The organism is Shewanella youngdeokensis (assembly GCF_033180165.1).
Taxonomy (GTDB): domain Bacteria; phylum Pseudomonadota; class Gammaproteobacteria; order Enterobacterales; family Shewanellaceae; genus Shewanella; species Shewanella youngdeokensis.
Window position 1 is genome coordinate 2,470,809 of the sequence record NZ_CP136522.1, and the last position, 24,652, is coordinate 2,495,460.

The window sequence follows — 24,652 nt, forward strand, 5'->3', positions numbered from 1 at the left end:
TTTCACGTATCGAGCAAGGGTGAAATATGGATAATAATCAAAAGAATTCAGACATTAAAAGCAATATCACCCCGGGATTAAAGGGCTGCATTTAAATCAGCTTTAACGAATATTAAGTAAGGCATGAACGAAAACATTAACTTGTTATTAAACAGTTAATTAAGGGTGAAATTCAAGAGGGTGTTTGCTAAGAATAGAACAGTTTTAAGTAAGCGACCGTTTTAAGTAATTACTCTAAATAATGCGCAGATTTATTAGGTTTCCTTTAGTGTCTACGACCATTTCGAAGTGAGCTCGGATCCCTGTGCGGCTAAAAAAAGGTCTAAAATGCCGAGCACTGATCCATAACGTCCTACCTTTGGTGTCAATAACTTCAACTTTGGTAGCCTGACCTTTGTAATAAGGTAAAAAATCTTGATAACTCATATTGAATGCAAATTGAAAAACGTGATTTGTTTGCGGCACTTCATTGTCTCGATTGGTTATAAAGCTCAGCTTAAACACCTATTGCTTAAGCTGAGGTAGAATTGAAACGATACTTAAGAAAGCGCTTTAGTGACCTTTTCATACAGATCTTTAGAAAGGTCATCGATAGCTAGTATTTGTTGCAGCGACGCTTTCATTAAGTCCTGCCTCACTAAATCAAATTTCTTAAACTGGATCAGTGGCGTAATCATTCTTGCTGCCACCTGCGGGTTCACTTTATTAAGCTCGATGATTGCACTCGTTAAAAATTGGTAACCTTTACCATTTAAACGATGGAACTCGAAGGTATTCGCAGCCGCAAACACACCTATCAATGAGCGAACCCGGTTCGGATTCGACATACTAAATGCCTCATGTTTTAACAGCTTTTCTAGCTGGTCGATACAGCCAGCACTAGTATAAGTAGCATGTAGGCTAAACCATTTATCCATCGCCAAAGGCGTTTCAAGCCACTGCGATTCAAATGATGCGAGCACTTGTTCTCGCTCAGATGATTGTTCAGCGTTCAGTGCTGTAAGTGCGCCTAAGGTGTCTGTCATATTGTCTGCGGTTTCAAACTGCTTAACCGCAAGCGTGCGATGAGTGTCGTCAACTTTTAACAAAAGACTCAAACAGACATTTTTTAGTGCTCTTGCCTCAGCGGTACCTTGACTACTTAGCAAGCGGGTTTTGGTTAGCAGCTCATCTTCACAAGCCGTTGCGATTTCAAGCACCGCAAACTGACGTGCTACCTCAAGGTTATCTAGATCAACACTGTCGGTTTGTTCAATTAATGAGCCTGCACTAGGAAGTGTTAAAATCTCAGCCATTAAGGCTTCATTGAGATCATCAGCAAGTAAAATTCCTTTAAAACCATCAATAATTCGATTATCTATATACATGGTTTTATTATTTTGCAAATGGTCTACGCACTGCCATACACAAAGGCTGAATAACGAAACCGATGCTTCCCATTTTGCGACTTCACTCGATGCAAAGCGCATTAAATGCAACAGTTGTTCAATTGAGTAATCAAACTCCAATTTAACCGGCGCAGAAAAACCTTGTAATAGTGAAACAAACGGTTTGTGGTTAAAACCAGTAAAACTAAACTCTTGAGACTGTTGAGTAAAATCTAAAACCTGATTAATGACACTATTACCATCCGCATCAATCAACTCAATATCAAAAGGAATATGTTGCGGTAGCTTATCACTTTGACCTGGCGTATCCGGTGTAGATTGCTCAAGTGTTAGACAAAACGTACCTGTCGCAGCATCAAAAGACTCAGACGCAATGACTTCCGGCGTGCCAGCTTGGCTGTACCAGCGACGGAATTGACCTAAATCAATGCCGCTAGCATCTTCCATTGCAGCAACAAAGTCGTCGCAAGTCACCGCTTGTCCATCATGACGTTCAAAATACAATGCCATCCCAGCTTGAAACTTAGCCTCACCTAACAAGGTATGCATCATGCGAATAACTTCTGCACCTTTGTTATAGACTGTCACCGTGTAAAAGTTATTCATTTCTATCACAGATTCTGGACGGATCGGATGTGCCATAGGGCCAGAATCTTCAGCGAACTGTTGGTTCTTCATCACTTTAATAGCATGAATACGATTCACTGCTCGGGACCCCACATCAGAGCTGAACTCTTGATCCCTAAATACCGTTAAACCCTCTTTTAGACTTAGCTGAAACCAATCTCTGCAAGTAACTCGGTTACCTGTCCAGTTATGAAAATACTCATGACCAACAACAGATTCAATACCATGATAATCCGCATCAGTGGCAGAAGCCTTATCCGCTAATACATACTTAGTATTGAAAACGTTAAGACCTTTGTTTTCCATGGCTCCCATGTTGAAAAAATCAACAGCGACTATCATGTAGATATCGAGGTCATACTCAAGGTTAAACCGAGTTTCGTCCCATGCCATTGATTTTTTCAACGAAGCAATAGCATGATGCGCTTTGTGCTGATTGCCTTTATCAACAAAGACTTGTAATTTAACTTTTCTTCCACTTCGAGTAATAAACTCATCTTCGAGTAAATCGAAATCACCGGCTACCAACGCGAACAAATAGGCCGGTTTGGGAAAAGGATCGTGCCATTGCACATAATGAAGGCCACCTTCTAGCTCACCGCTATTGATCAAGTTGCCATTACTTAATAAGTAAGGGAATAAGGCTTTATCAGCTTGGATCCGTACCGTGTAAATAGCAAGCACATCAGGCCTGTCGAGAAAGTATGTAATGCTTCTAAAGCCTTCTGCTTCACATTGTGTGCAGTAAGCCCCATCGGACATATAAAGCCCTTCAAGACTGGTGTTAGATTCAGGGTCTAGCTTAGAGACCACCTCGAGTTCAAACTGAGTCAATTGAGTATTAATGCTCAGTTTGCCAGCGCTTTGAATGAAGTCAGCCGGTACACCATTCACTTTAACTGATTGTAATTGAATATTTTCACCATCAAGTATTAACGGCTCAGCGTGGTCGCCAACCCGAACCACTTTACTAACAGCGACTAAGCTTGTATTTTTGCCATTAAGCGAAAAATCTAAATTGATGTGTGATATTTGAAAAGCTGGAGCTTGATAATCTTTAAGGTATTTAGCTTGAGGTTGCGCCATGATTGTCCTACCAATTTGTAATTTTAAATTAAAAAAAACGCGCTAAAAGCGCGTTTCTAATTTGGTAATAACGATTATTTCGTATTCTTTGCCAGTTTATCTACATCCACTAAGTCCAGTGTGATGTAAGCAGCTTCATCGAGAAACGCATCCGTTTTTTCCGCTTTGTCTTCGATGTCATCTAATGATTTAACGACATCAAGACCTTCACGAACTCGGCGTTCGTTTACACGATCCAGCTGTTTTTTATCGTTATCTTCACGTTCGGCAAGACGTTCACTTTTTAATAATGAAACAGTTTTGTCATCGTGACTTTTTTTGTACTCTTCAATATCTTTAAAGATATAACCAAATTCGACGTCAGATTTAATTCTTTGCTTATGCTTACTATCAAGATTTTGAATTAACTGCGGATAAATCTCATTTAGCCTACCATACTTAGCAACCGGGACTTTATCCCAAGGTAATGCGTTTTCTTCTTCCGCTTCACCGTATTCCCCAGGCTCTAATGCACTCGGGAAAGCAATATCAGGTGTCACACCTTTTAGCTGAGTACTACCACCATTAATACGATAGAACTTTGCAATAGTGTACTGTACATGCCCTATTGGCTTTTCATACATATCATAAATGCGGCCAAGGCTCTTATGTTGCTGCACCGTACCTTTACCAAACGTAGACTCACCAACAATTAAGGCTCGCTCATAATCTTGTAAAGCTGCGGCAAAAATTTCTGATGCAGATGCACTATAACGGTCAACCATCACCGTTAACGGGCCATCGTATGTCATACGACCATCGTTATCTCTATTTTGAGATACACGACCATTGGCATCACGAATTTGCACTACCGGGCCTTGTTCAATAAATAGCCCCGTGAGTAAGGTTGCTTCCGTTAACGCACCACCGCCGTTACCTCGTAAATCTATAATCACACCTTCTACATTGGCTTCTTTCAGAGTCGCTATCTCTTTTGAAACGTCCTGTGACAGGTTCATATAAAAACCAGGAATTTGAATAACACCAACTTTACGATTTGCGTAAGGGCCTTCGGTTGGTTCAATGACTTTAGAGGTTGCTGCGCGATCTTCAAGGCGAATTTTATCTCGAACGATAGTCAGCTCAAAAGTTTTGGCACTTGAACCGCCTTTATTCGGTAATATTTCTAAAATTACCTTACTGCCTTTTGGACCTTTAATCAGTTCAACAACGTCATCTAACCGCCAGCCAATGACATCAACAATCTCTTTGCCTTCTTGACCTACACCAACAATCTTGTCTTCTGGTGATAATTTTTCACTGGTCGCTGCGGGGCCGCCTGCGACTAAACTTTTAATCACAGTGTAATCATCACTAACTTGAAGAACCGCTCCAATCCCTTCGAGGCTAAGGTTCATTTCCATCTGGAAACGTTCAGCATTGCGCGGGGAAAGATAACTAGTGTGAGGTTCGACGGTTCTGGCAAACGCATTCATCACACCTTGGAAAACATCTTCACTGTGGGTCTGACTTAAACGTTTAATCGCATTATTGTATCGCTTCGATAAAACGGTAACGATTTCGTCCCACTCTTTACCTGTAAGCGACAAATTAAGGGCATCATATTTGACTCGCTGACGCCAAAGCTCGTTTAACTCAGCTTCTGTTTGTGGCCAGACGGCATCTTTACGATCAAATTGGTAGGCATCACCCGCAATATCAAACTGTATTTCTTCATCTAGAAGAGACAACGCATAAACAAATCGCTCATAACGTCGCTTTTGAATAACTTCAAACATTTTATATGCTTGCTGTAAGTTACCCGTTTTCAACATATCATCGAACTGATTTGAATATGGCTTAAAGCTATCAACATCAGATTGCAGCAAAACATTTTTACGGTAATCTAACTGCTTTAAATAACGCTCAAATATTTGCTGTGAAAACACATCGTCCATTTCAAAACGATGGTAATGGGATCGATTGAACAATCCCGTGACGCGTTTACTCGCCACAGTGTGCTGAGGTTCCTGCTTTAAAGCGGGTAACTCGCTGAATTGAATAGTAGGGCTGACAGCCCAAGCCGAGAATCCTACAAATATACTGGCGATAGATACAGCCAGAGACATTTTCCGCATCAACAAGTTACTCCTTTAAATGCTTTAAGCCATTACAGCATGATGTGCTCTACTTTAACTTTCATCGTTAAACCAGAATCCAGTTGAACTTGAACATCATCTTTCTTGATGTCTAAAATCACACCAGCTACAGGCGCCTTACCTAGTTTGACATTCACGCGTTGATTCTTCTTCAACTCAGTCAAAACTGCAGGCGTTAAAGTGACAACCGGTGCTTGCTCTTTAGTTGGCTTAGCGCTAGTTGTGGCTTTAGGTTTTCTTGCAACTGATTTTTTAGCAGGCTTTTTAGCATCTGGCTTCGCTGTTGCAGCAGGTTTTTTACCCGCTTTAGCGATTCTTTTTGCTTTCGCTTTTTCCTGACTTTCTTTCAGTGTAGCTTGAGCATGGTCAACGTGCTCTTGTTCTAGCTCACCACAAGAATTACCTTCTAAATCGATACGGTGTGCGCCTGCTTTAACGCACTTAAGGTAACGCCAGCTACTTGTGTATCTTCTTAAAGCGATTCTGAGTTGAGTCTTACTGACTTTAGAATCATCAGCTAACCTTTCCGCTAAATCTTGAAACAATCCTATTTTTAATGGCTTAGTTTCACCTTCGGCAATAAAGCACAAAGGAAATGTTTCATATAAGTACGCAAGAATAGCGTTGGTATCGGTCAACTTTTCTGTTGATTCCATCTTTACTTCCACAGTTTAAAAAGGGACACCATCAAAAGAGTTTATATTTCTTATCGATTTACGTGTCGTTTATATTTGTCTGATTATGGCCAAAAAAACAAATTAATCATTATTAATTTCTGAATTTAGCGTCAAAATCAAACCTACCTTAGCAACAACCTATCATAAACGCTATTGCTTCGTTTTACCGAATAATGACGATTTAAATTATCACTGCTCAAACCGCTTATTATAGAGACGCAAAAAATGATTGCGACCACCAATTAACAAAAATTGGTCGTAGATTAACCAAATAGGCAGTTTTCGAGACTTTTAACCATATTTTCTATGCCGTGTTGGTCAATTTCATCAAATCTAGCTAACGATGGGCTGTCAATATCGAGAACACCAATAACAACACCTTCGCGGCGAAATGGAATAACCAATTCTGAATTACTAGCACTATCACAAGCAATGTGCCCTTCAAATTGATGTACATCGGCAATTCGTTGCGTTTGATTTTTTTCAACCGCGGTGCCACACACACCTTTACCAATTGCAATGCGTGAACAAGCAACTTTACCTTGGAACGGACCAAGCACTAATTGATTATTTTTGACTAAATAAAAGCCGACCCAATTTAAATCAGTGAGGTTGTCATTCAATAATGCAGAAAAATTGGCCAGCGCTGAGACAAGGTCATCCTCACCGGTCAACAGTGCTAACACTTGACGATTTAACGTGTCATACATCGACGCAGTCATACATATCCTTTACGGTTAAATTATTGTAATTGATTTTATACGTTGCATCTTAGCAACAACTCTCAAATTTCAAACAAATATATTTAAGCGTTCTAGTTTACCGCAGACTTTTTGGCATTTTTCTTTGCGGGCGCTTTCTTTTCAGCAGTACCGCCTTTTAATAATGATTGCAGCTCATCTTTGTGTTGAGCAAGATAAAAACCGATTTTTTCAATATCAGCGTCTTTCAATCCAAGCTCTGAATCACTCAAAAAAGGAATGAGATTGTCGGCGATATCAAGCATCTTATCGTAGGCGTCAGCCTCCTTTTTCGATGTGAAAGTCATCTTTTCAACCCCTTCTCTTACTACGACAAATTTGGTTATAACGGCCATCTTCAACCTCACACTGTTTTTATATACAGTAAAGAGTCTCATACATTGAAGTTCTTATGCAAGTTTTCTTCAAAGTCTGATAGTCTTAATGTGATGACGATTGTGTACGAATCAATTGCCTACGTGTAAACAGGGGCTAAATTGTTTTAAAATATTGAGCATCTCATTTTGAGCGGCTGCGACATTTTTATTAGGGTTATAAATACGATGCCAACGGATGCACTTGATAGCAGTGTTACATTATGTCGGTCTTGTGATCTCGTTATCAGAAAGCGAGCTCTCCCCACAGGAGTTAGAGCCCTTTGCCCACGCTGCAATACCGCATTATATGACACCCCATATTGCTCCATAAATGGCATGTTAGCTCTATGCCTTACTGCAATTATTTTTTTCTTTCCTGCAAATTTGTACCCTGTACTGGAATTAGAGTTTCTCGGCAGCATGCGATCCACCACGGTTTTAGAAGGAGCGATTGCGGTCTACCAACAAGGTTATTGGGTCGTTGCTATTGCAGTAATGACTGCAGCAGTTATCGCACCAGGCATCTTGTTATTTTCAATTTTGACTCAGATTTTCATAGTAAAGTTCGGACTTGAACACACTTTATTAAGATCAGTACTCAAACAAGCACTTAAATTACAAGGCTTGCTAACCCAATTGACCATGCTCGAAATATATGTCATTAGCTTTTTAGTCGCGGCCTTTAACTTGGCTGATTTTGCTACTGTGTCATTTGGGTTTGGTACGTTTTGTTTTACTATATTGTTTGTAATGAATTTATTTCTATTAAGAGAGTATGATCTAGAACATATGTGGAGTTTCCTTGAGCGATAATGAAAGCACTGCAACTTTAGGCAAAGAAATTGGCCTAACGTGTTGCCCTACTTGCCATAAAGTTACTTGCGCTAAATCGGAATGCTGTAGCCGCTGCGATACAAAACTTATCGTGCGCGATTATGGCAGCTTGCAAAAAAGTTGGGCTTTATTGATTACTGCTGCCATATTGTTGGTACCAGCTAATGTGTACCCTATTACCACGCTAACCAATCAAGGGCAGATAACTCAAGACACTATTTTTTCAGGTATTGCGCATCTTGTTAAAACCGACATGCTGCCGATTGCCATCATCTTATTTACCGCCAGTATTTTAGTGCCGTTGCTAAAAATAGTCGGCCTGACCATTTACTTATCTGCAATAAGCTTCAACCTTCCCATCAAGAAAAATCAATTGATGATGGGGTTTCATATTATTGAGTGGATTGGACGCTGGTCCATGTTAGATTTATTTGTCATTTCGCTTACCGTTGCGGTAGTGAATATGGGCCAATTACTTGACGCTAAACCCGCCCCTGCCGCGACGGCATTTGCATTAGTCATTTTGCTAACACAATTAGCTGCAAAAGTGATTGATACTCGCTTACTCTGGGACAGACTGGAATCAAAAAATGACTGATGTACAAGCACCTAATATTGTGAAGAAAAAACTGTTTTCGCCAATTTGGCTGCTGCCAATTATAGCCCTAGCGCTCGGCGCCTGGCTTGGTGTTAAAAGTATAAAAGAGTCCGGATTAGAGGTGCGGATTCATTTTCCGAATGCCAATGGCATGGATATCGGCAAAACGCTAGTTAAATACCAAGGTTTAACTGTAGGTAAAGTTGTAGATATTAGTATTGATGAACAGCTTCAGGGGGTCAACGTCGACGTTGTGATGGATTATCGCTCCTCACCTTTTGTAAATGAAGGAACCAAGTTTTGGTTAGTAAAACCTAAAGCCTCTATTACCGGCATTGAAGGTCTCGATACACTTTTTTCAGGCAATTATATTTCAATACTGCCAGGTGAAGGTGAGTCGCACTCTTACTTTGAAGCGGAAATCACTGCACCGGTGGTCATTCCAGGTGAAAGCGAGCTAATTGTAGACCTAAGCTCAGAAAGACTCGGATCTTTAGATGTAGGTTCACCTCTTTTTTATCGTCAGATCCCGGTCGGACAAGTTATTGGGTACCGTTTAGATGACGCTAATAGCATAACCATAACAGCTTTAATTCAGCATCAGTATGCAAACCTTGTCAAAGTTGACTCGCAATTTTGGAACGTATCAGGGCTCAGCGTTAACGCTTCATTGTCGGGCATAGAAGTGCACAGTGAAAGCTTGGCATCACTGTTAGCTGGCGGTATCAGCTTTAGCAGTAATGAAGCATCTGAACCAGCAAAGAATCAACAACGCTTTTCATTATACGATAGTAAAACAGACGCCTTTGGCGGTATTGAGTTTTCTCTGCTTACCGATGGTGACGAAGCCGTAGCCAGTAACAGCCCTATTATGTTCCGCGGGATCAAAATCGGTCACATAACCAATAAAGAACTCACCGAAAGCGGTGTGACACTGCAGGCCAAAATTGACAATAAATATAAAGCACTACTAGCTGACACATCCAGCTTTTGGCTAGAAGGTGCTGAAATATCTCTCAACGGAGTTCGCCACCCAGAAAGGTTATTAACTGGCAGCGTAATTAATTTTATACCAGGAACCGGAAAGCCTCGACAGCAATATGCATTGTTAACAGAAAAACCTGAACCACTTTCAGCCCAAAAGCTGCTACTCAGTTTACATTCTGATACAAACCCTGGAATTACGGCAGGGGCGGAGTTGCGATACAAACAGATAAAAATCGGTTCTGTAATCTCGAGTCAGCTCAATAGCGAACTCACCGAAGTGATGTACGAAATTGAAGTCGATGGCGATTTCAGTACTTTAATGACCCAAGATAGCTATTTTGTTGCTGAATCGGCATTGTCTGTAGAAGCCGACTTAAATGGTGTAGCGGTTAAAACACGAGATTTAAACACGCTATTGCAAGGTGCATTAAGTTTAGTAAAAAGTGAAAGTGAACAACTACTTAACAACAACGACTCATTGCATGTATTTGCAAGTCAAAGTGATGCAGACAATTTTTTTAGTAATAAACAATTAATTAAACAGCAGCTAACCAGTAAAGACGCTGCCGATGTGTCAAAAGGCTCGCCTGTCTACTACAAAAAAATGCAAATTGGACAAGTTGAAGCTGTTGAGTGGCAACGTGACCAGAACAACTTCTTAATTGATATCGGTATTCAAAAAGCTTTTAACAGCTTACTGACTGAAAAAACGGTTTATTGGCGTAACAGTGCTTTATCAATCAACGCAAGTTTAAGTGGTCTTGAGGTCGAAATGGCGCCATTAGAGGGAGCAATAAAGGGCGGTATCACCCTAGGGTTACTAGATGAGCCGGTGACTGATGGTGGACGGCATTTATATGACTCTAAATTCCTCGCTTTAAGTCAATCTAAAACGATATCGTTGACCTTTCCAGCTTCAGTTTCTTTAACTGAAAATGCTTCAATCAAGTATTTAGGTCATAAAGTTGGTGAAGTGCAGTCGGTGGAGCTCAGCAAAGATTTAACTAAATTAAATGTCTCTGCTTACCTTTATGGTGAGTACGCAGCCAATTTTAACCAAAAAGATGCTAGCTATTCTATTGTTAACGCAAAAGTCTCTCTTGCTGGTATTGAAGCGCCTGAGACGCTCATTACAGGGCCATATATTTCAGTAATGCCCGGCCACAGTACAGAGGTTACCTCAAATTTTGTAGGGTTAATCGACAAGCCCTTTCACAATATTGATAATGCGTTGACCTTTACCCTAACCGATAATCAACTCGGCTCGGTCAGTGTCGGCACGGCGTTATTCTTTCGGGGAGTAAAAGTAGGTCAAATCGACAGTTACCAATTACTGAAAGATGGAACAGGGGTAGAAATGACAGCCCATGTCGATAATCAATTTAGCCACCTAATCAATCAAACGAGTGTGTTTTGGGACTTATCAGGCTTGAAGTTTAACCTTGGTTTATTCTCAGGGGCGAGAATAGAAACAAACTCACTCGAGTCGATTCTTGTTGGCGGGATTGGCATTGCAACAAAAGAGCAAACCTCACCTAGCAATATGCTGACACCGCAACACACATTTATGATCCACAATAAACTCAAAGAACAATGGCTTGATTGGGCTCCAAAACAAACTGCAACTATTCAATAGTCCCAATATCGCGTGCTCAGTATAGAGCAATATTTAACAGACTGAGAGCCAGTGGTAGATACAATGGTTTTACCCTGTAACTATCGCTGGCCAAGCTAAGTAAAACCATAATTGAGATTTTAAACTAATAAATATTAGAATAAAAACCAATACCTCAACCCCTTATTTCTAGCTTCTCGTGACTGCGGTCGATGTCATAACCGTCAGCCACCGAGCTCTTGCTTAGCAAGCAAACTAAAAGGCCGCGGATTATGTATCGTCTGTTTGTAACCACAAATTTTAATAGCCAAAGTTAGCCATAAAATTGATAGCAAACAATAACCGCAGCAATAATCCCAGCTAAATCGGCAAACAACCCACACGCTAATGCATGCCTGCCATTACGGATCCCAACCGCCCCAAAATACACAGCCAGTACATAAAATGTCGTCTCGGTACTGCCTTGCAAAATTGCCGCAAGTCTTCCCGCAAAAGAGTCCACGCCATAATGCTGCATGGTTTCTAACATCATCGCTCTGGCTCCTGAGCCACTAAAAGGTTTCATAATGGCAGTCGGCATAGCATCAACAAAGCGTGTGTCACCGCCTGCAAAAGCGACTATTGTCGCTAACACTTCAAGTAAATAATTTAGTGCGCCAGAGGCGCGCAGTAACGCGATGGCAAGTAACATAGCCAGCAAATAGGGAATGAGCTTTATTGACTGAGAAAACCCTTCTTTGGCCCCCTCTATAAACTCATCATAGACCGCTACTTTACGTAGCCCAGCCACCAGTATAAAACTGAAAATGAGCAACAATAAAATACCATTGCCCATCGCTGTACTTACTTCTCCAACAGCACTTAGCGTCAGTGTTGATAAATAAAATATAATTGCTGATAACGTTGCAAATATGCCGGCCGCATAAGCTATCACTACTGTATTAAAAACAGATAACCGTTGCACAATTGCCACCGCCATAACCCCAGCTAAAGTCGATGCGCTGGTTGCTAACAAAATCGGTAAAAAAATATCTGCCGGTGCTGCTGCACCTTGCTGAGCACGATATAAAAACACCGTTACAGGAACCAAAGCAATTGAAGAGGTATTAAGGACTAAAAATAAGATTTGCGCATTAGTTGCCACGTGTTTAACAGGGTTTAAATTCTGTAAGTCTTGCATAGCTTTTAAGCCTAGCGGCGTTGCGGCGTTATCTAAACCAAGCATGTTGGCGGTTAAATTCATAGTAACACTGCCATAAGCGGGATGGCCGCGCGGCACTTCTGGCATCAAACGTGATAATAGTGGCTCAAAAGCACTAGAAAAAAAACTAACCACTCCTGCTTTCTCGCCTACCCGCATCAACCCCATCCAAAGACAAAGCACACCGATCAAACCGATAGCAATTTCAGCCGCCAATTTTGCACTGCTAAATACAGCATCAACACTCTCAGTGAGTACCGCATAATTACCACCCGTCAGCTTGATTAAAATTGCACCAAGCGCAATCACAAAAAAGCCAACCCATATCTTATTTAACACTGAAGTCGCATTCCTTTTCTAATACAAGTAAGTGCACACATATACATGACTCCCACTATATCGCTGTTTAGGGTTATAATCTGATTACTTTATCGCATTATCTTTGGCATATGGCTCATTTAAATCAGAATTTTATCAGTAGCATTGAACATGATCTTCCTTCTCACCTCACCATGGAAGACTTTATTCGTTATAGCAACAAGCCTTTACGCCTTTCTATACGAGTCAATACACTAAAAATATCTACAGCAGACTTTATCGCACTTATGCAACCAAAGGGATGGACGTTCACAGCCATTCCTTGGTGCGAAAATGGTTATTGGATTGAACAGGAGCATAAAGTTCAATTGGGGAATACTATTGAGCATTTGCAAGGGCTATTTTATATTCAAGAAGCCAGCTCGATGTTACCGCCAACCGCGCTATTTGCACAGGCTCATAACTCTTCGCAGCAATATGTACTTGATATGGCTTCAGCGCCAGGTTCAAAAACCACCCAGATCGCGGCGTTAATGGGCAACCAAGGCTTGCTTGTTGCCAACGAATACTCCGCTAGTCGCGTAAAAGTACTGCATGCCAACATCGCAAGAATGGGCGTTGCTAACTGTGCCCTAACCCATTTTGATGCCCGTGTTTTTGGCGAATATATGTATGAATCGTTTGATTCGATTTTACTTGATGCACCTTGCAGCGGCGAAGGCACGATCAGAAAAGATCCTGACGCATTAAAAAACTGGGACAACAACGACGTAAAAGGCATTGTCAACACACAAAAAGAGCTGATTGACTCTGCATTCCAAGCGTTAAAACCGGGTGGAGAGCTGGTTTATTCGACGTGTGCCTTAAGCCGCAAAGAAAACCAAGAAGTATGTCTGTATTTAAAACAACGTTACCCCCATGCTGTAGAGTTTATAAATCTATCCACATTATTTCCTGAAGCAGATAAAGCTTGTACTGCTGAAGGTTTTTTACATGTTTGGCCACAAATATATGATAGTGAAGGTTTTTTTGTGGCTAAGATTAGAAAAACAGCCAGCGTAGAACGACTACTGCCTGCACCGAGAACACAAAAGAACTTTCCATTTAAAAAAGCTTCAGCCAAACAAGTTACTGAACTAACACAATACCTTAAAACTGCATTTGAAATAACACTACCCAAAGAAGCTGATGTATACGTCCGTGATGCAGAATTTTGGCTATTTCCTGCTCTATTTCAACCATTTATCGGTAAAATGCGCTTTCAACGTATTGGCATGAAACTCGCTGATGCATTAAAAAAAGGCTTCAAAATTAAGCATGAAGCCATTTCAGCCTTAACAACACCTACTACCGTTGAGTTGTCAGATGCTGAAGCACAAGCATTCCTTATGGGCAGAGATATTGCGTTACTTGAAAAAGTCCCACCACGGGGCGAAACAGTTGTAAGTTATGCTGGTTGTTCTTTAGGCATGGTCAAGCACCTTGGGAACAAGTTAAAAAACAATCTTCCCAGAGACTTAGTAAAAGACAAGATTGCACGCTACCCAAGCGAGTAATATTTACTTACATTTAGGCAGCACGCTTACTAAAAAAAACAGGCTGAATCAACGATGCTCTACTACACTCAATTACATTAGTCATTACTGAGTTTGAGTAAACAACAGTTTCTAACCCTTGCGGTTAATACCAGTAGCGCACGGCTCCTTGAGAGCCATTCCCCTGGACCCAAAACAACTGGATAGTTTTGGGTCTTTTTTTGTCTAAAATTTGCCATCTCAGTAAATTCTAGCAAGTGTGAACCACAGCACGTGCAACGAATGCTGAAAATTACACGATTATAGAAGCGCCAAGCTATAGATGAAAAGACATCACCATTACAAAACAGCTATGCTCCTGTAAATTGAACAAATACAGTACTGAGCCTCATTAGTGTCAGTTAATATTAAGCCAAAATACAGCGCTCTAATAACATTAACTGATGAAAGAACACGCCGTAATTAATAGCAAAAAAGGGCAATGCTAATAGCATTACCCTTCTATGGTAGCAACTGATTTGGTCAGTTTTCATCGGCGCCCTAAACCACTAAAGCCTATGCTTTATAACACAATATAGCTTGGCTATTTTAATTAGAACCCATAAAGATGGATAACACTAGCGACCTGCTAAACGAGCTGCATCCTTAAACAGTCTAAAAAAGTTTTCTGTTGTGTAGTCAGCTAGGTCGGCGTATTTTTCAGCTCTTAATTGAGCAACAAACTCGGCAACATCTCTCACAAAAGCAGGTTGATTTTCTTTGCCACGATGCGGCACTGGCGCAAGATAAGGTGAATCGGTTTCAACTAATAATCTGTCTTTTGGTACTTTGCGGATCACGTTACGCAAATCACCTGCGTTTTTAAAGGTCACAATCCCCGACACTGAAATATAAAAACCTAAATCAATGGCTGCTTTAGCCATATCCCAGTCTTCAGTAAAACAATGTAATACGCCGCCAACTTTATCGGCATTACCGCGTTTAAGAAAGTTGATCGTGTCTTCTCTAGCATCTCGGGTATGGATAATCAGTGGTTTGTTTACTTTAACGGCGAGATCAATCTGTTGTTCAAAACAAGTTTGCTGCAGCAACTTAGTCTCATTGGCATAAAAATAATCTAAGCCGGTTTCTCCAACCGCCACAACTTTTTCGTCACGTGCAAATGACTCTATTTCTTCAACATTAAGTCCATCCTGCACATCTAGAGGGTGCACACCTGCCGAGAGAAAAATCTCATCAAATGCCGCCATTTTTTGCTTCATGTCAATAAAGCCTTGCTGCCTAACATTGACACATAGAAAATACGCAATATCACGTGCTTTGGCGGCATCAATAATTTGCTGTAATGTATCTTGGTCAGGGGCAGTTTTAAGGCGGTCTAAATGGCAATGTGAATCGATAAGCACAAGAAAGTCCTGCTAGCTAAAAAGAGAGCAAGTCTACCGAGCTACATTGTGCAGGTCAAATCTCCAGATGAAAGTACCGCAGAGAGTTGCTGTTCGATATGATGTTTATGTAAGTCGGGTTCAGATGATATCTTTACTCCGACTCCCGCAGGTCGACCACCAGAAGCACCCAGCGGATTTATCCACACTACAACGGCCTCAAACTGCATTTGTTCAACCGCGCCAGGTAATTGATAACTCACCGACAAACTTTGGCCAAGAAAATACACATCAGTGGTGTCGATAAACAGCCCAGCAGGTTTAATAAAAGGCATATAGGCCCTGTAAAGCTGGTGAACAGTTGTATAGTTAACGACGAGATTTGTCATAATATTTTAGCGGCCTATTAACTTAGTATACTCAATGATGAGCCCTTCAAATAACCCTAACGAATTTACGGTAGACATTACAGATAAACGCTTTTCTTGTTGCATAACATCGGCACAAAATGCAGCTAATGCAGTGCGTTTTAGAGGGTCTAAATTTTGATCTTTTATAAGCTTTCGATGTAATACCAAATATAAAACTTTAATAGCATCAGAAACTTGCTTTTCAGTTACAATTTGTAAAGTATCACAGAGATGACCTGACGACAAACTTTGCGCCCAGGCTTTTCTAAAATCTAAAAGTGTTTGATAACGTCCGCTCTCAACAGCAGAAACCAAGGCTAAAGGGCCACCCACAACCGGTAAGCACCAGCTAAAATCATCAGACACTTTTAACGCATCAGCCAACCAAGTTTTAACCTCTAGCCTGGTTGGTATTTTCACTTGAATACGCTGACATCGACTGCTAATTGTTGCCATTAGTCGGCTCGGCATATTGGCTTGTAATAACAACACAATATCTTTGCCAGGCTCTTCTAACGTTTTCAACAACGCATTGGCAGACGCTTGATTTAAGCGTTCACAATTGAGGATCACAGCAACTCTTCGGCCACCTTGCTGCGATGTCGAGGTCAACTTTTGACATAGTGTTCTGATTTGGTCCACTTTTATCTGGGAACCATCAGCTTCAATTTGGTAAAAATCTGGATGGCTATTAGCTGACTGTAGCTGACAACTTTTACAGTTACCACAAGCCCCTGACTGCCCTATTTGGCTACATAACGCCGCCCCAGCCATGTCTAAAGCTAACATTTCGCCGCCATAACCCGCATCTAAACCAACCAAGTATGCATGGGCAACCTGTTGTCGATTAAGCTGCGCAATAAAGCCGTCATGTGCAGCCTTTAACCAAGGTAAATTATGCATATCACCAAGCCTGATTTTGGAGTACTGCAATAATGTCTTTATGCACTTCCGCCAAGCTTTGGCTAGCATCAATAATCATAATTGAGTCGTCATTGTCGGCATAAGACAAGAATGTCTCACGAGCGCGATTAAAGAACGCTATTTCTTGTACCTCAATCCGGTCTAGCTCACCGCGGCTGGCTGCACGGGCTAAACCCAGTTTGGGGTCAATATCAAGATACAGGGTCAGATCTGGCTTAAAACCTTTTAAAGTTGCATCACTAATTGCTGATACTAATGGCATTAAACCACGACCACCGCCTTGGTAGGCAAGTGACGACAAATTATGCCGATCGCCAAGCACCCATTGACCTTCAGCCAGTGCAGGCTTGATTACATTTGCAATGAGCTGCGCGCGAGCAGCGTAAAAGATTAGACATTCGGCCTCGTCACATAAAGGGTCTGTCTCATCGGCAATTTTTACCAAGTCTCGCATTTTTTCAGCTAACGGTGTTCCACCTGGTTCACGTGTACACACAGGTGCCTGGCCTGTGTGTTTTTCAATAAAATCTCGAACCAGTGCTATGGCGCTTGATTTTCCCGCCCCTTCAAGGCCTTCGATCACGATAAACTGTGCGTTTCTAACCACGGTTGATTCTGTTTTCATCGGTTTCTCTGATATTTATTCACTGCTCGATTATGCTCAGACAGCGTTTTGGAAAAAATATGGCTACCATCATTTTTTGACACAAAATATAGGTATTCAACATCGGCAGGGTTTGCTGCAGCGTTTAAAGCAGCAAGACTTGGAGCTGCAATTGGTGTTGGTGGTAACCCGTTAATTCTATAAGTATTGAAGGCGGTTTTCTCACGCAAATCTTGACGAGTTATGTTGCCATTGAAACGTTCGCCCATCCCGTAAATCACTGTAGGGTCTGTTTGTAAACGCATCCCTTTACGCAGTCGATTGATAAATACCGCGGCAATCCATGGGCGCTCACTTGCCTGACCGGTCTCTTTTTCAATAATTGAGGCTAAAATCAAAAGCTCATAAGGCGATTTAAGCGGCAAGCCTTCTTGTCGAGTATCCCATGCTTTATTTAGCTCAGTCTGCATTTTAAGGTAACTGGTTTGAATAAAATGGTTAGCAGTTGCGTTAGCTCGGTAATGGTAGGTTTCAGGGAAAAACTTTCCTTCAACTAACCCCGAGTCATCACCATTATTTTTCAGCACTTCATTAAATACATTAAGGTCAAATTTAAGCCGCTGTTGCTGCGCTAACATTAGGCTCCATTCTTTGACTGTTTGCCCTTCGATTAAAGTGAACGAAAAGGATTTTTCGTCTGCACTAACCAGTTTTTCAAGCAAACTATTAACCGTATCTTGTGGGCTTACCTCATATAGGCCTGACTTAATGTTTGCTAAACGAGGTGTTAGGCGCACCAATAATTTAAGTTTCCATGCATCATCAATTAATGTTTTTTCAACTAAAATATTGGAAAACTGATTAAAAGAAGTCCCTCTTTTAATCTCTAAGTCTAATTTGTTTAAGGTATTTAACGGACTCTGGCCAAACGCCAGTATGGATTGGTAGCCCCAATAACCACCGACTGTAGCGATGGTTAGTAACGTAAAAGTCGTTACTAAAAAGCCAATAAAGAATTTTCTCATAATGTCAGGTTTAACTGCTCTTTTAATAAAGAAGTGTATGCCGCCTTTTTAAAAGGCTGTTGGTTTATTTTATTGATATCAACAACACCGAGTAAACTATTGGTCATAAAAACGTGTTTGACCATAGGAAGTAAATCAATGTGAAAATCGGTAATTGATACCTCAAATTTCATTTCAAGCAATTTATAAATCACTTGCTCTCGCATCATGCCAGCAACGCCAGCGTGTGACAATTTAGGGGTGACAATGCCAGTCTCGGTATGAAAAAACAAGTTGGCCATCGATGATTCAATTATATTACGTTGACTATCGAGAACTAACCAATCATCGGCTGTGTTGTCTAAACGGGCAGATTTGATTAACACCTGCTCGAGTCGATTACAGTGCTTAATTCCGGCTAAACGCGGTTGCCTTGCTAGCAAAACATCAGCTGTTTGTAGGTTAATACCGGCCTGTTGCCAATTTGCATAAATATCAGGTATCGGATGCACTGAAATAATTTCATTAATCGCTGGGTTCGAAGTAACTGGCATATAACCTCGGCCTCCCACTCCACGCGACAACAAAATTTTAATACAAGATTGAGGATGATCAGCGGCACATTGTAACAATCGCTGTTTCAATGAGGTGGATGGTTGCCATTGAAAGCCTAGGCGCAGCGCTCCTTGAGCTAATCGCAAAAAGTGAGATTCAATAAATTGAACCTCACCTTTGTGTACCCGCATGGTGGCAAAAAGACCATCGCCGTATGCTAGGCCTCTATCAAAGGGATTGATAAAGGCGTCTGCTTGGCCATTAACCCATACCGTTGGCATTTAACTGTCTAGCCTCTTACTAGCCACGCGGTTTTGTTTGCTGTTCAGTTGTAGTCCATTGTCATTAACTAACGAGCCTAAATAGCGATAAAAGCCACTAAGGTCTGTAAAGTGTCGATATTGTTCACTAACCGTAAAATCAACGCTTAGATGAGTAGGCATAACAAGGCTGTTATAGTCCAAACATTGTTTAATATCGATACGAATTAGACACATAGTTGTTAAAGTCCTTTATCACTATTAGCCACACATTTTCATTAGCAATGAAAAAGCACGCTTATTTAGCTAACAGGTGCTGAATACGTGCCTTTAATATGTCGGTGGCAATACGATTTTTACCACCACGCGGCACAATAATATCGGCGTACTGCTTAGATGGATCAATGAACTGTAGGAACATAGGACGTACTGTTTCAGTGTATTGAGACATCACCGATTCCATTGTTCTACCGCGCTCAGCAACGTCACGAGACAAGCGGCGCATGAAACAGATATCAAGTGGTGTATCCATAAATACGCTGGCGTCCATTTGATCACGTAAAGCTGGATCGGTGAGTAGTAAAATCCCTTCGAGGATAATCACTTTCTTTGGTGTCAGTGTTTCTATTTCTGCTGTACGGGTATGTTCAGTATAACTGTACACTGGAATATCGACTGACTCACCATTTTTAAGCTGTTGTAAGTGTTGACATAAAAGCTCATGGTCGAGGGCTTTTGGATGATCGTAGTTAGTTAAAACTCGCTCTTCCATCGACAAATGACTTTGATCTCGATAATAAGCATCTTCAGCAATAACACCGATTTGATCAGTGCCTAAGTCACGACATAACTCTTCATAGATAGTATTTGCAATCAGGCTCTTACCTGAAGCAGATGCACCCGCGATTCCAATTACAACACATTCTTTTGAATTCATTTTAAAACCTACTCATCGTCCGATATACTAATTGACACTTTAGATTGCGCTTGACATAACGCTAATTGAGCTCCGACTTTACGGGCAATTTCGCGATATATACTAGAAACTTGACACTCACTATCTGCTACAACTGTTGGCGTGCCTTTGTCGACATCTTCTCGGATATTAAGTTGTAAAGGTAATTGTCCCAGCAATGGGACATTATAACGTGTTGCCATCTTCTCGCCGCCATTGGCGCCAAAAGGATGTTCTTTATGACCACATTCAGGGCATAAATGGAAACTCATGTTTTCAACAATACCCAATACTGGAATATTCACTTTTTGGAACATGCTTACGCCTTTTTTAGCGTCAGCAAGTGCAATATCTTGAGGTGTTGTTACCACTACCGCGCCGCTTACCGGAACTTTTTGCGATAGTGTAAGTTGAATATCGCCGGTTCCTGGTGGCATATCGATAATCATGTAATCTAACTCAGGCCACTGGGTTTCGGTTAATAATTGCACCAGGGCACCAGCTGCCATAGGGCCACGCCATACCGCAGCTTGATCGCCTTCAACCATAAATCCGATTGATTGAGCTGTAATACCATGGGCATTAGCGGCGGTCATAATTTTACCGTCTGGTGAAACAGGCTTAAAGCTTTCAACACCTAACATCATCGGAATTGATGGGCCATAAATATCGGCATCCAAAATCCCGACACGGGCACCTTCAGCCGCTAGCGCTAACGCAAGGTTAACTGCTGTAGTAGATTTACCTACCCCACCTTTGCCAGAAGCAACCGCAATAATTTGTCGAATATTAGGCAGTGGCTCAACCGCACTAATCGCTGATACCGACTCAGGTTGGAAATCAATTTCACATTCTACTTCATCAATGGCATCGAGTACCGCTAACTGTTTTGTTACCGCCATAACGATATCTTGATATTGCGTTTGACAAGGATATGAAAAACATAGACCCAGCTGTAAGCGCTTACCTTCAATGGCAAGTTTAGTCACCATGCCAGCGCTTAAAAAGCTTTTGTTCAAATATGGATCTTGGAATGAATCAAGAATGGCTAAAACAGGACCGAGAAGATCATCGTTCAGATGATAGTTTGGGTGAGATGAAGACAAAATGTAGACCCCCTAAATAAGATTTGGGCAATTGTAACAGAATTTCAGCTAAACATTAGTCTAGATTTACCACAGTTACGCTTGGATTTAATGAAACTATCCACAGGATCGGTTAGTATCTATGCCATTCTATTTAGGTTCCCAGCGATTTCGAGAAAAGATGTCAAACACACAACGTAAAATCTTAGTCACTAGTGCACTTCCATATGCAAATGGCCCAATTCATTTAGGCCACATGCTTGAGTATATTCAAACTGATATTTGGTCTCGTTACCAAAAGCTTCGAGGGCATGAATGTCATTACATTTGTGCAGATGACGCTCATGGCACGCCGATCATGCTCAAAGCTCAACAATTGGGTATTACCCCTGAAGAGATGATTGCGCAAGTTCAACAAGAACATGAAAAAGATTTTGCAGACTTTAATATACAATTTGACAATTTCCACAGCACCCACAGTGATGAAAACCGTCAACTGGCTAGCGATGTTTATCTAAAGTTACGTGATGCGGGTTATATTAAAACCAAAACTATTTCACAGTTATTTGACCCTGAAAAATCGATGTTTTTACCTGACCGTTTTGTAAAAGGCACTTGCCCAAAATGTAAGAGTGAAGACCAATACGGCGACAACTGTGACAACTGTGGCGCTACATATAGCACAACAGACTTAATCAACCCTTATTCGGCCGTTTCAGGTGCAACACCTGTAATGAAAGACAGTGAACACTTTTTCTTTGACCTACCAGCATTTGAAACCATGCTTGGTGAATGGTTATCTTCAGGCTCACTGCAGCCAGAAATTGCTAACAAGCTAAGAGAATGGTTTGACCAAGGCCTACAACAGTGGGATATCTCTCGTGATGCCCCTTACTTTGGTTTTGAGATCCCAGAGCAACCAGGTAAATTTTTCTATGTATGGCTAGACGCACCAATTGGTTACATGGGTTCTTTCAAAAACTTATGTGACAAACGCGACGACCTAAGCTTTGACGAATATTGGAGTAAAGACTCAACCACCGAGCTTTACCACTTTATTGGCAAAGATATCGTTAACTTCCACGGTTTATTCTGGCCTGCAATGCTAGATGGTGCTGGTGTGCGTAAACCAACAAGCGTTTTTGCACATGGTTACGTTACAGTTAACGGTGCCAAAATGTCTAAATCAAAAGGCACTTTCATTAAAGCGCGCACTTACTTAGACAACTTAGACCCTGAGTATCTGCGTTATTACTACGCCGCTAAATTAAATAGCCGTGTTGATGATTTAGACTTAAATCTTGAAGATTTTGCTCAACGTGTAAATTCAGATTTAGTCGGTAAGCTGGTCAATCTAGCATCTCGCACCGCAGGTTTTATCAGTAAACGCTTTGAAGGTAAGCTAGCTAAAGTTAACGACATGTCGTTAACCGACGCCTTCTTAGCTAAACAGGACCTCATTGCTGAACTGTATGAAACCCGTGAATTCGGTAAAGCGATGCGTGAAATCATGGCACTTGCCGATATGGCGAACGCTTATGTTGCCGATGCTGCACCTTGGCAGTTAATCAAAGACGAAGCAAAACAAGAAGAAGCGCATCAAGTTTGTAGTAATGCACTTAACTTATTCCGTATTTTAGTCACTTACCTAAAACCAGTATTGCCTCAGTTAGCTGAAAAAGTTGAAAGCTTCCTGCAGTTAACCTTAACTTGGGACAATTTAAACCAAGATTTAGCAGGCCATGAAATTGCTAAGTTTAAAGCGTTAATGCAACGTATTGAAATGAAGAGTATTGAGGCGATTATTGAAGCGTCAACTGAAAACCTTCAAGTTGCAGAAGCCAAAGCCCCTAAAGCTGAGCAAGTGCAAACAGAACTTGAAAAAGAGCCGTTAGCACCTGAAATCACTTTTGATGACTTTGCTAAGGTCGATTTACGTATTGCACTCATTGCTAAAGCTGAGCATATTGAAAAAGCCAACAAACTACTGCGTTTAGAACTTGATTTAGGCGGCGAAACCAAACAAGTGTTTGCAGGCATTAAATCGGCTTATGCGCCAGAAGATTTAATTGGTAAACACACTGTTATGGTGGCCAACCTTGCACCGAGAAAAATGAAGTTTGGTGAATCTGAAGGCATGGTATTAGCTGCTGGACCTGGCGGAAAAGATATCTGGATTTTAGAACCACATGCAGGCGCTAAACCGGGTATGCGAGTGATGTAAGCTCCGCTCAATAAAGGCCGTTTTCGCTTATTAAAAAAGCCGCTCTTCGATTGAGCGGCTTTTTTATAGCTATCCAACAAGATCACAGGGTTAAACTGGGTTACTAATATCAACAAAGTGATGTGTAAGCTCAAATTTGTCAGCTAAATGCTTACCTAATGCCTGTATACCGTATAATTCTGTTGCATGATGCCCAGCTGCATAATATTGAATATTTTGCTCTACAGCGCAATGATAAGTCCGCTCAGACACTTCGCCACTAATAAATGCATCAATTCCTAACGACGCAGCAATATCTATATAATCTTGCGCGCCGCCGCTGCACCAAGCAACCGTTTCCACTAAACCTTGTTCATTACCAAGGTGTAAACACTCGCGCGACAAAGCATGCGAAATAGCCTGTTTAAGCTCTCCTGCGCTAGAGGGCACACTTAACTCACCACGCCACATTAAGCCTTGAGCATAACCTTCAATGACGCGTGCGTTATCAATACCGATAATGTTGCCTAGTTGCGCGTTATTACCAACATCTTCGTGGGCATCAAGCGGCAAGTGGTAACCCAATAAATTAATGTCATTTATTAGCAGCGCTTTTATCCGCTTTTGCTTCATACCAACAATGATCTCTGGTTCACTTTTCCAAAAGAACCCATGGTGCACAATAATAGCGTCGGCGTTTAACTCTATCGCTTTATCGATTAATGCTTGGCAAGCCGTAACACCTGTCACAATGGTTTTGATCTCGTTAGTGCCTTCGACCTGCAAGCCATTTGGAGCATAATCTTTAAACGTATCGATTTTAAGGTATTGTGCCAAGTACTGGCATAGTTCTGTTCGGGTCATTGCGTCACCTAAAATTGTCATTGTTTCATTTTGTATTCTCCCTTTTTATCCCTCAACAAGCCATTACAAGTTAAATAAAACGCCACTAACCTCATAATTTTGGGAGTTCAGAAACCTAGCGAGTAGTCGAACCTCCCCACTAACGGGTAAATTTAGACCACTTTATTGCTAAAAAATGTTCAGAACTTCATAAAAATGCACCGATATATGCTGAAAATTGGACTTTTTAGTGCATTAAACGATAAAATCCCTCCAAAGCTTCGTGTAAACACAAAACAAACA

21 protein-coding genes are annotated in these 24,652 nt (G+C 41.2%); 5 read left to right on the plus strand and 16 right to left on the minus strand.

All coding sequences use genetic code 11. The features are described from left to right. Positions 1-234: 234 nt before the first annotated feature. From RGE70_RS10540 to RGE70_RS10565, 6 genes are all read right to left on the minus strand, one after another. The gene (locus RGE70_RS10540; protein WP_310471405.1) at positions 235-504 is read right to left on the minus strand and encodes a DUF2835 family protein; all 270 of its coding nucleotides are present in this window, start codon (positions 502-504) and stop codon (positions 235-237) included. Between the two features lie 35 nt (positions 505-539). Continuing rightward, positions 540-3,101, minus strand: a complete 2,562-nt coding sequence (pepN, locus tag RGE70_RS10545) for an aminopeptidase N (protein WP_310471406.1) — start codon at positions 3,099-3,101, stop codon at positions 540-542. A 74-nt stretch (positions 3,102-3,175) separates the two neighbouring features. Continuing rightward, positions 3,176-5,218, minus strand: coding sequence for a carboxy terminal-processing peptidase (prc, locus tag RGE70_RS10550; RefSeq protein ID WP_310471407.1), 2,043 nt, complete (start codon positions 5,216-5,218; stop codon positions 3,176-3,178). Between the two features lie 32 nt (positions 5,219-5,250). Further along, positions 5,251-5,895: an RNA chaperone ProQ gene (gene proQ / locus RGE70_RS10555; protein ID WP_310471408.1), complete on the minus strand. Its 645-nt coding sequence runs from the start codon at positions 5,893-5,895 to the stop codon at positions 5,251-5,253. Between the two features lie 284 nt (positions 5,896-6,179). Next, positions 6,180-6,638: a free L-methionine (R)-S-oxide reductase MsrC gene (msrC, locus tag RGE70_RS10560; RefSeq protein ID WP_310471409.1), complete on the minus strand. Its 459-nt coding sequence runs from the start codon at positions 6,636-6,638 to the stop codon at positions 6,180-6,182. Between the two features lie 92 nt (positions 6,639-6,730). Next, positions 6,731-7,012: a YebG family protein gene (locus tag RGE70_RS10565; RefSeq protein ID WP_310471410.1), complete on the minus strand. Its 282-nt coding sequence runs from the start codon at positions 7,010-7,012 to the stop codon at positions 6,731-6,733. A gap of 207 nt (positions 7,013-7,219) precedes the next feature. Here RGE70_RS10565 and RGE70_RS10570 point away from each other — a divergent pair, with 207 nt between their 5' ends. From RGE70_RS10570 to RGE70_RS10580, 3 genes are read left to right on the plus strand one after another with little or no spacing between them, the layout of a single operon-like run. Further along, positions 7,220-7,846 (plus strand): paraquat-inducible protein A, encoded by a 627-nt coding sequence (locus tag RGE70_RS10570; RefSeq protein ID WP_310471411.1) that lies wholly within the window; start codon positions 7,220-7,222, stop codon positions 7,844-7,846. Continuing rightward, entirely contained in the window at positions 7,836-8,465 is a 630-nt protein-coding gene (locus RGE70_RS10575) for a paraquat-inducible protein A (protein ID WP_310471412.1), read from the plus strand. Before RGE70_RS10570 ends, RGE70_RS10575 begins: the two co-directional genes overlap by 11 nt. Then, positions 8,458-11,088 (plus strand): MlaD family protein, encoded by a 2,631-nt coding sequence (locus RGE70_RS10580; protein ID WP_310471413.1) that lies wholly within the window; start codon positions 8,458-8,460, stop codon positions 11,086-11,088. The genes RGE70_RS10575 and RGE70_RS10580 overlap by 8 nt, the downstream gene beginning before the upstream one ends. A 292-nt stretch (positions 11,089-11,380) precedes the next feature. Here the strand turns inward: RGE70_RS10580 and RGE70_RS10585 are convergent, their stop codons facing one another. After that, entirely contained in the window at positions 11,381-12,607 is a 1,227-nt protein-coding gene (locus RGE70_RS10585; RefSeq protein ID WP_310471414.1) for a spore maturation protein, read from the minus strand. A gap of 110 nt (positions 12,608-12,717) precedes the next feature. On the opposite strand from RGE70_RS10585, the gene rsmF reads away from it, so the two are divergent. Next, positions 12,718-14,142 (plus strand): 16S rRNA (cytosine(1407)-C(5))-methyltransferase RsmF, encoded by a 1,425-nt coding sequence (rsmF, locus tag RGE70_RS10590; RefSeq protein ID WP_310471415.1) that lies wholly within the window; start codon positions 12,718-12,720, stop codon positions 14,140-14,142. Positions 14,143-14,738: 596 nt separating this feature from the next. On the opposite strand, the gene RGE70_RS10595 is transcribed toward rsmF, so the two are convergent. From RGE70_RS10595 to apbC, 8 genes are all read right to left on the minus strand, one after another. Next, positions 14,739-15,527, minus strand: a complete 789-nt coding sequence (locus tag RGE70_RS10595; RefSeq protein ID WP_310471416.1) for a TatD family hydrolase — start codon at positions 15,525-15,527, stop codon at positions 14,739-14,741. Positions 15,528-15,568: 41 nt separating this feature from the next. Next, complete coding sequence (locus RGE70_RS10600; RefSeq protein ID WP_310471417.1) at positions 15,569-15,895, minus strand: PilZ domain-containing protein; 327 nt, start codon at positions 15,893-15,895, stop codon at positions 15,569-15,571. 6 nt (positions 15,896-15,901) lie between these two features. Then, a complete protein-coding gene (gene holB, locus RGE70_RS10605; RefSeq protein ID WP_310471418.1) occupies positions 15,902-16,819 on the minus strand; it encodes a DNA polymerase III subunit delta' in 918 nt (305 codons plus the stop codon). A 1-nt stretch (position 16,820) separates the two neighbouring features. Then, complete coding sequence (tmk, locus tag RGE70_RS10610) at positions 16,821-17,465, minus strand: dTMP kinase (RefSeq protein WP_310471419.1); 645 nt, start codon at positions 17,463-17,465, stop codon at positions 16,821-16,823. Further along, on the minus strand, positions 17,462-18,469 hold the full coding sequence (mltG, locus tag RGE70_RS10615; RefSeq protein ID WP_310471420.1) for an endolytic transglycosylase MltG: 1,008 nt from the start codon (positions 18,467-18,469) through the stop codon (positions 17,462-17,464). Before mltG ends, tmk begins: the two co-directional genes overlap by 4 nt. Next, positions 18,466-19,284 carry an aminodeoxychorismate lyase gene (gene pabC / locus RGE70_RS10620; protein ID WP_310471421.1) on the minus strand — a complete coding sequence of 273 codons (819 nt, stop codon included), beginning with the start codon at positions 19,282-19,284 and terminating at the stop codon, positions 18,466-18,468. The genes mltG and pabC overlap by 4 nt, the downstream gene beginning before the upstream one ends. A gap of 277 nt (positions 19,285-19,561) precedes the next feature. Continuing rightward, positions 19,562-20,200, minus strand: coding sequence for a uridine kinase (gene udk, locus RGE70_RS10625; protein WP_310471422.1), 639 nt, complete (start codon positions 20,198-20,200; stop codon positions 19,562-19,564). 8 nt (positions 20,201-20,208) lie between these two features. Then, positions 20,209-21,324, minus strand: a complete 1,116-nt coding sequence (gene apbC / locus RGE70_RS10630) for an iron-sulfur cluster carrier protein ApbC (protein ID WP_310471423.1) — start codon at positions 21,322-21,324, stop codon at positions 20,209-20,211. Between the two features lie 160 nt (positions 21,325-21,484). Here apbC and metG point away from each other — a divergent pair, with 160 nt between their 5' ends. Continuing rightward, positions 21,485-23,527 (plus strand): methionine--tRNA ligase, encoded by a 2,043-nt coding sequence (metG, locus tag RGE70_RS10635; protein ID WP_310471424.1) that lies wholly within the window; start codon positions 21,485-21,487, stop codon positions 23,525-23,527. A 90-nt stretch (positions 23,528-23,617) separates the two neighbouring features. Here metG and RGE70_RS10640 read toward each other — a convergent pair whose 3' ends face one another. Continuing rightward, positions 23,618-24,370 carry a Nif3-like dinuclear metal center hexameric protein gene (locus RGE70_RS10640; protein ID WP_310471425.1) on the minus strand — a complete coding sequence of 251 codons (753 nt, stop codon included), beginning with the start codon at positions 24,368-24,370 and terminating at the stop codon, positions 23,618-23,620. Between the last annotated feature and the right edge of the window lie 282 nt (positions 24,371-24,652).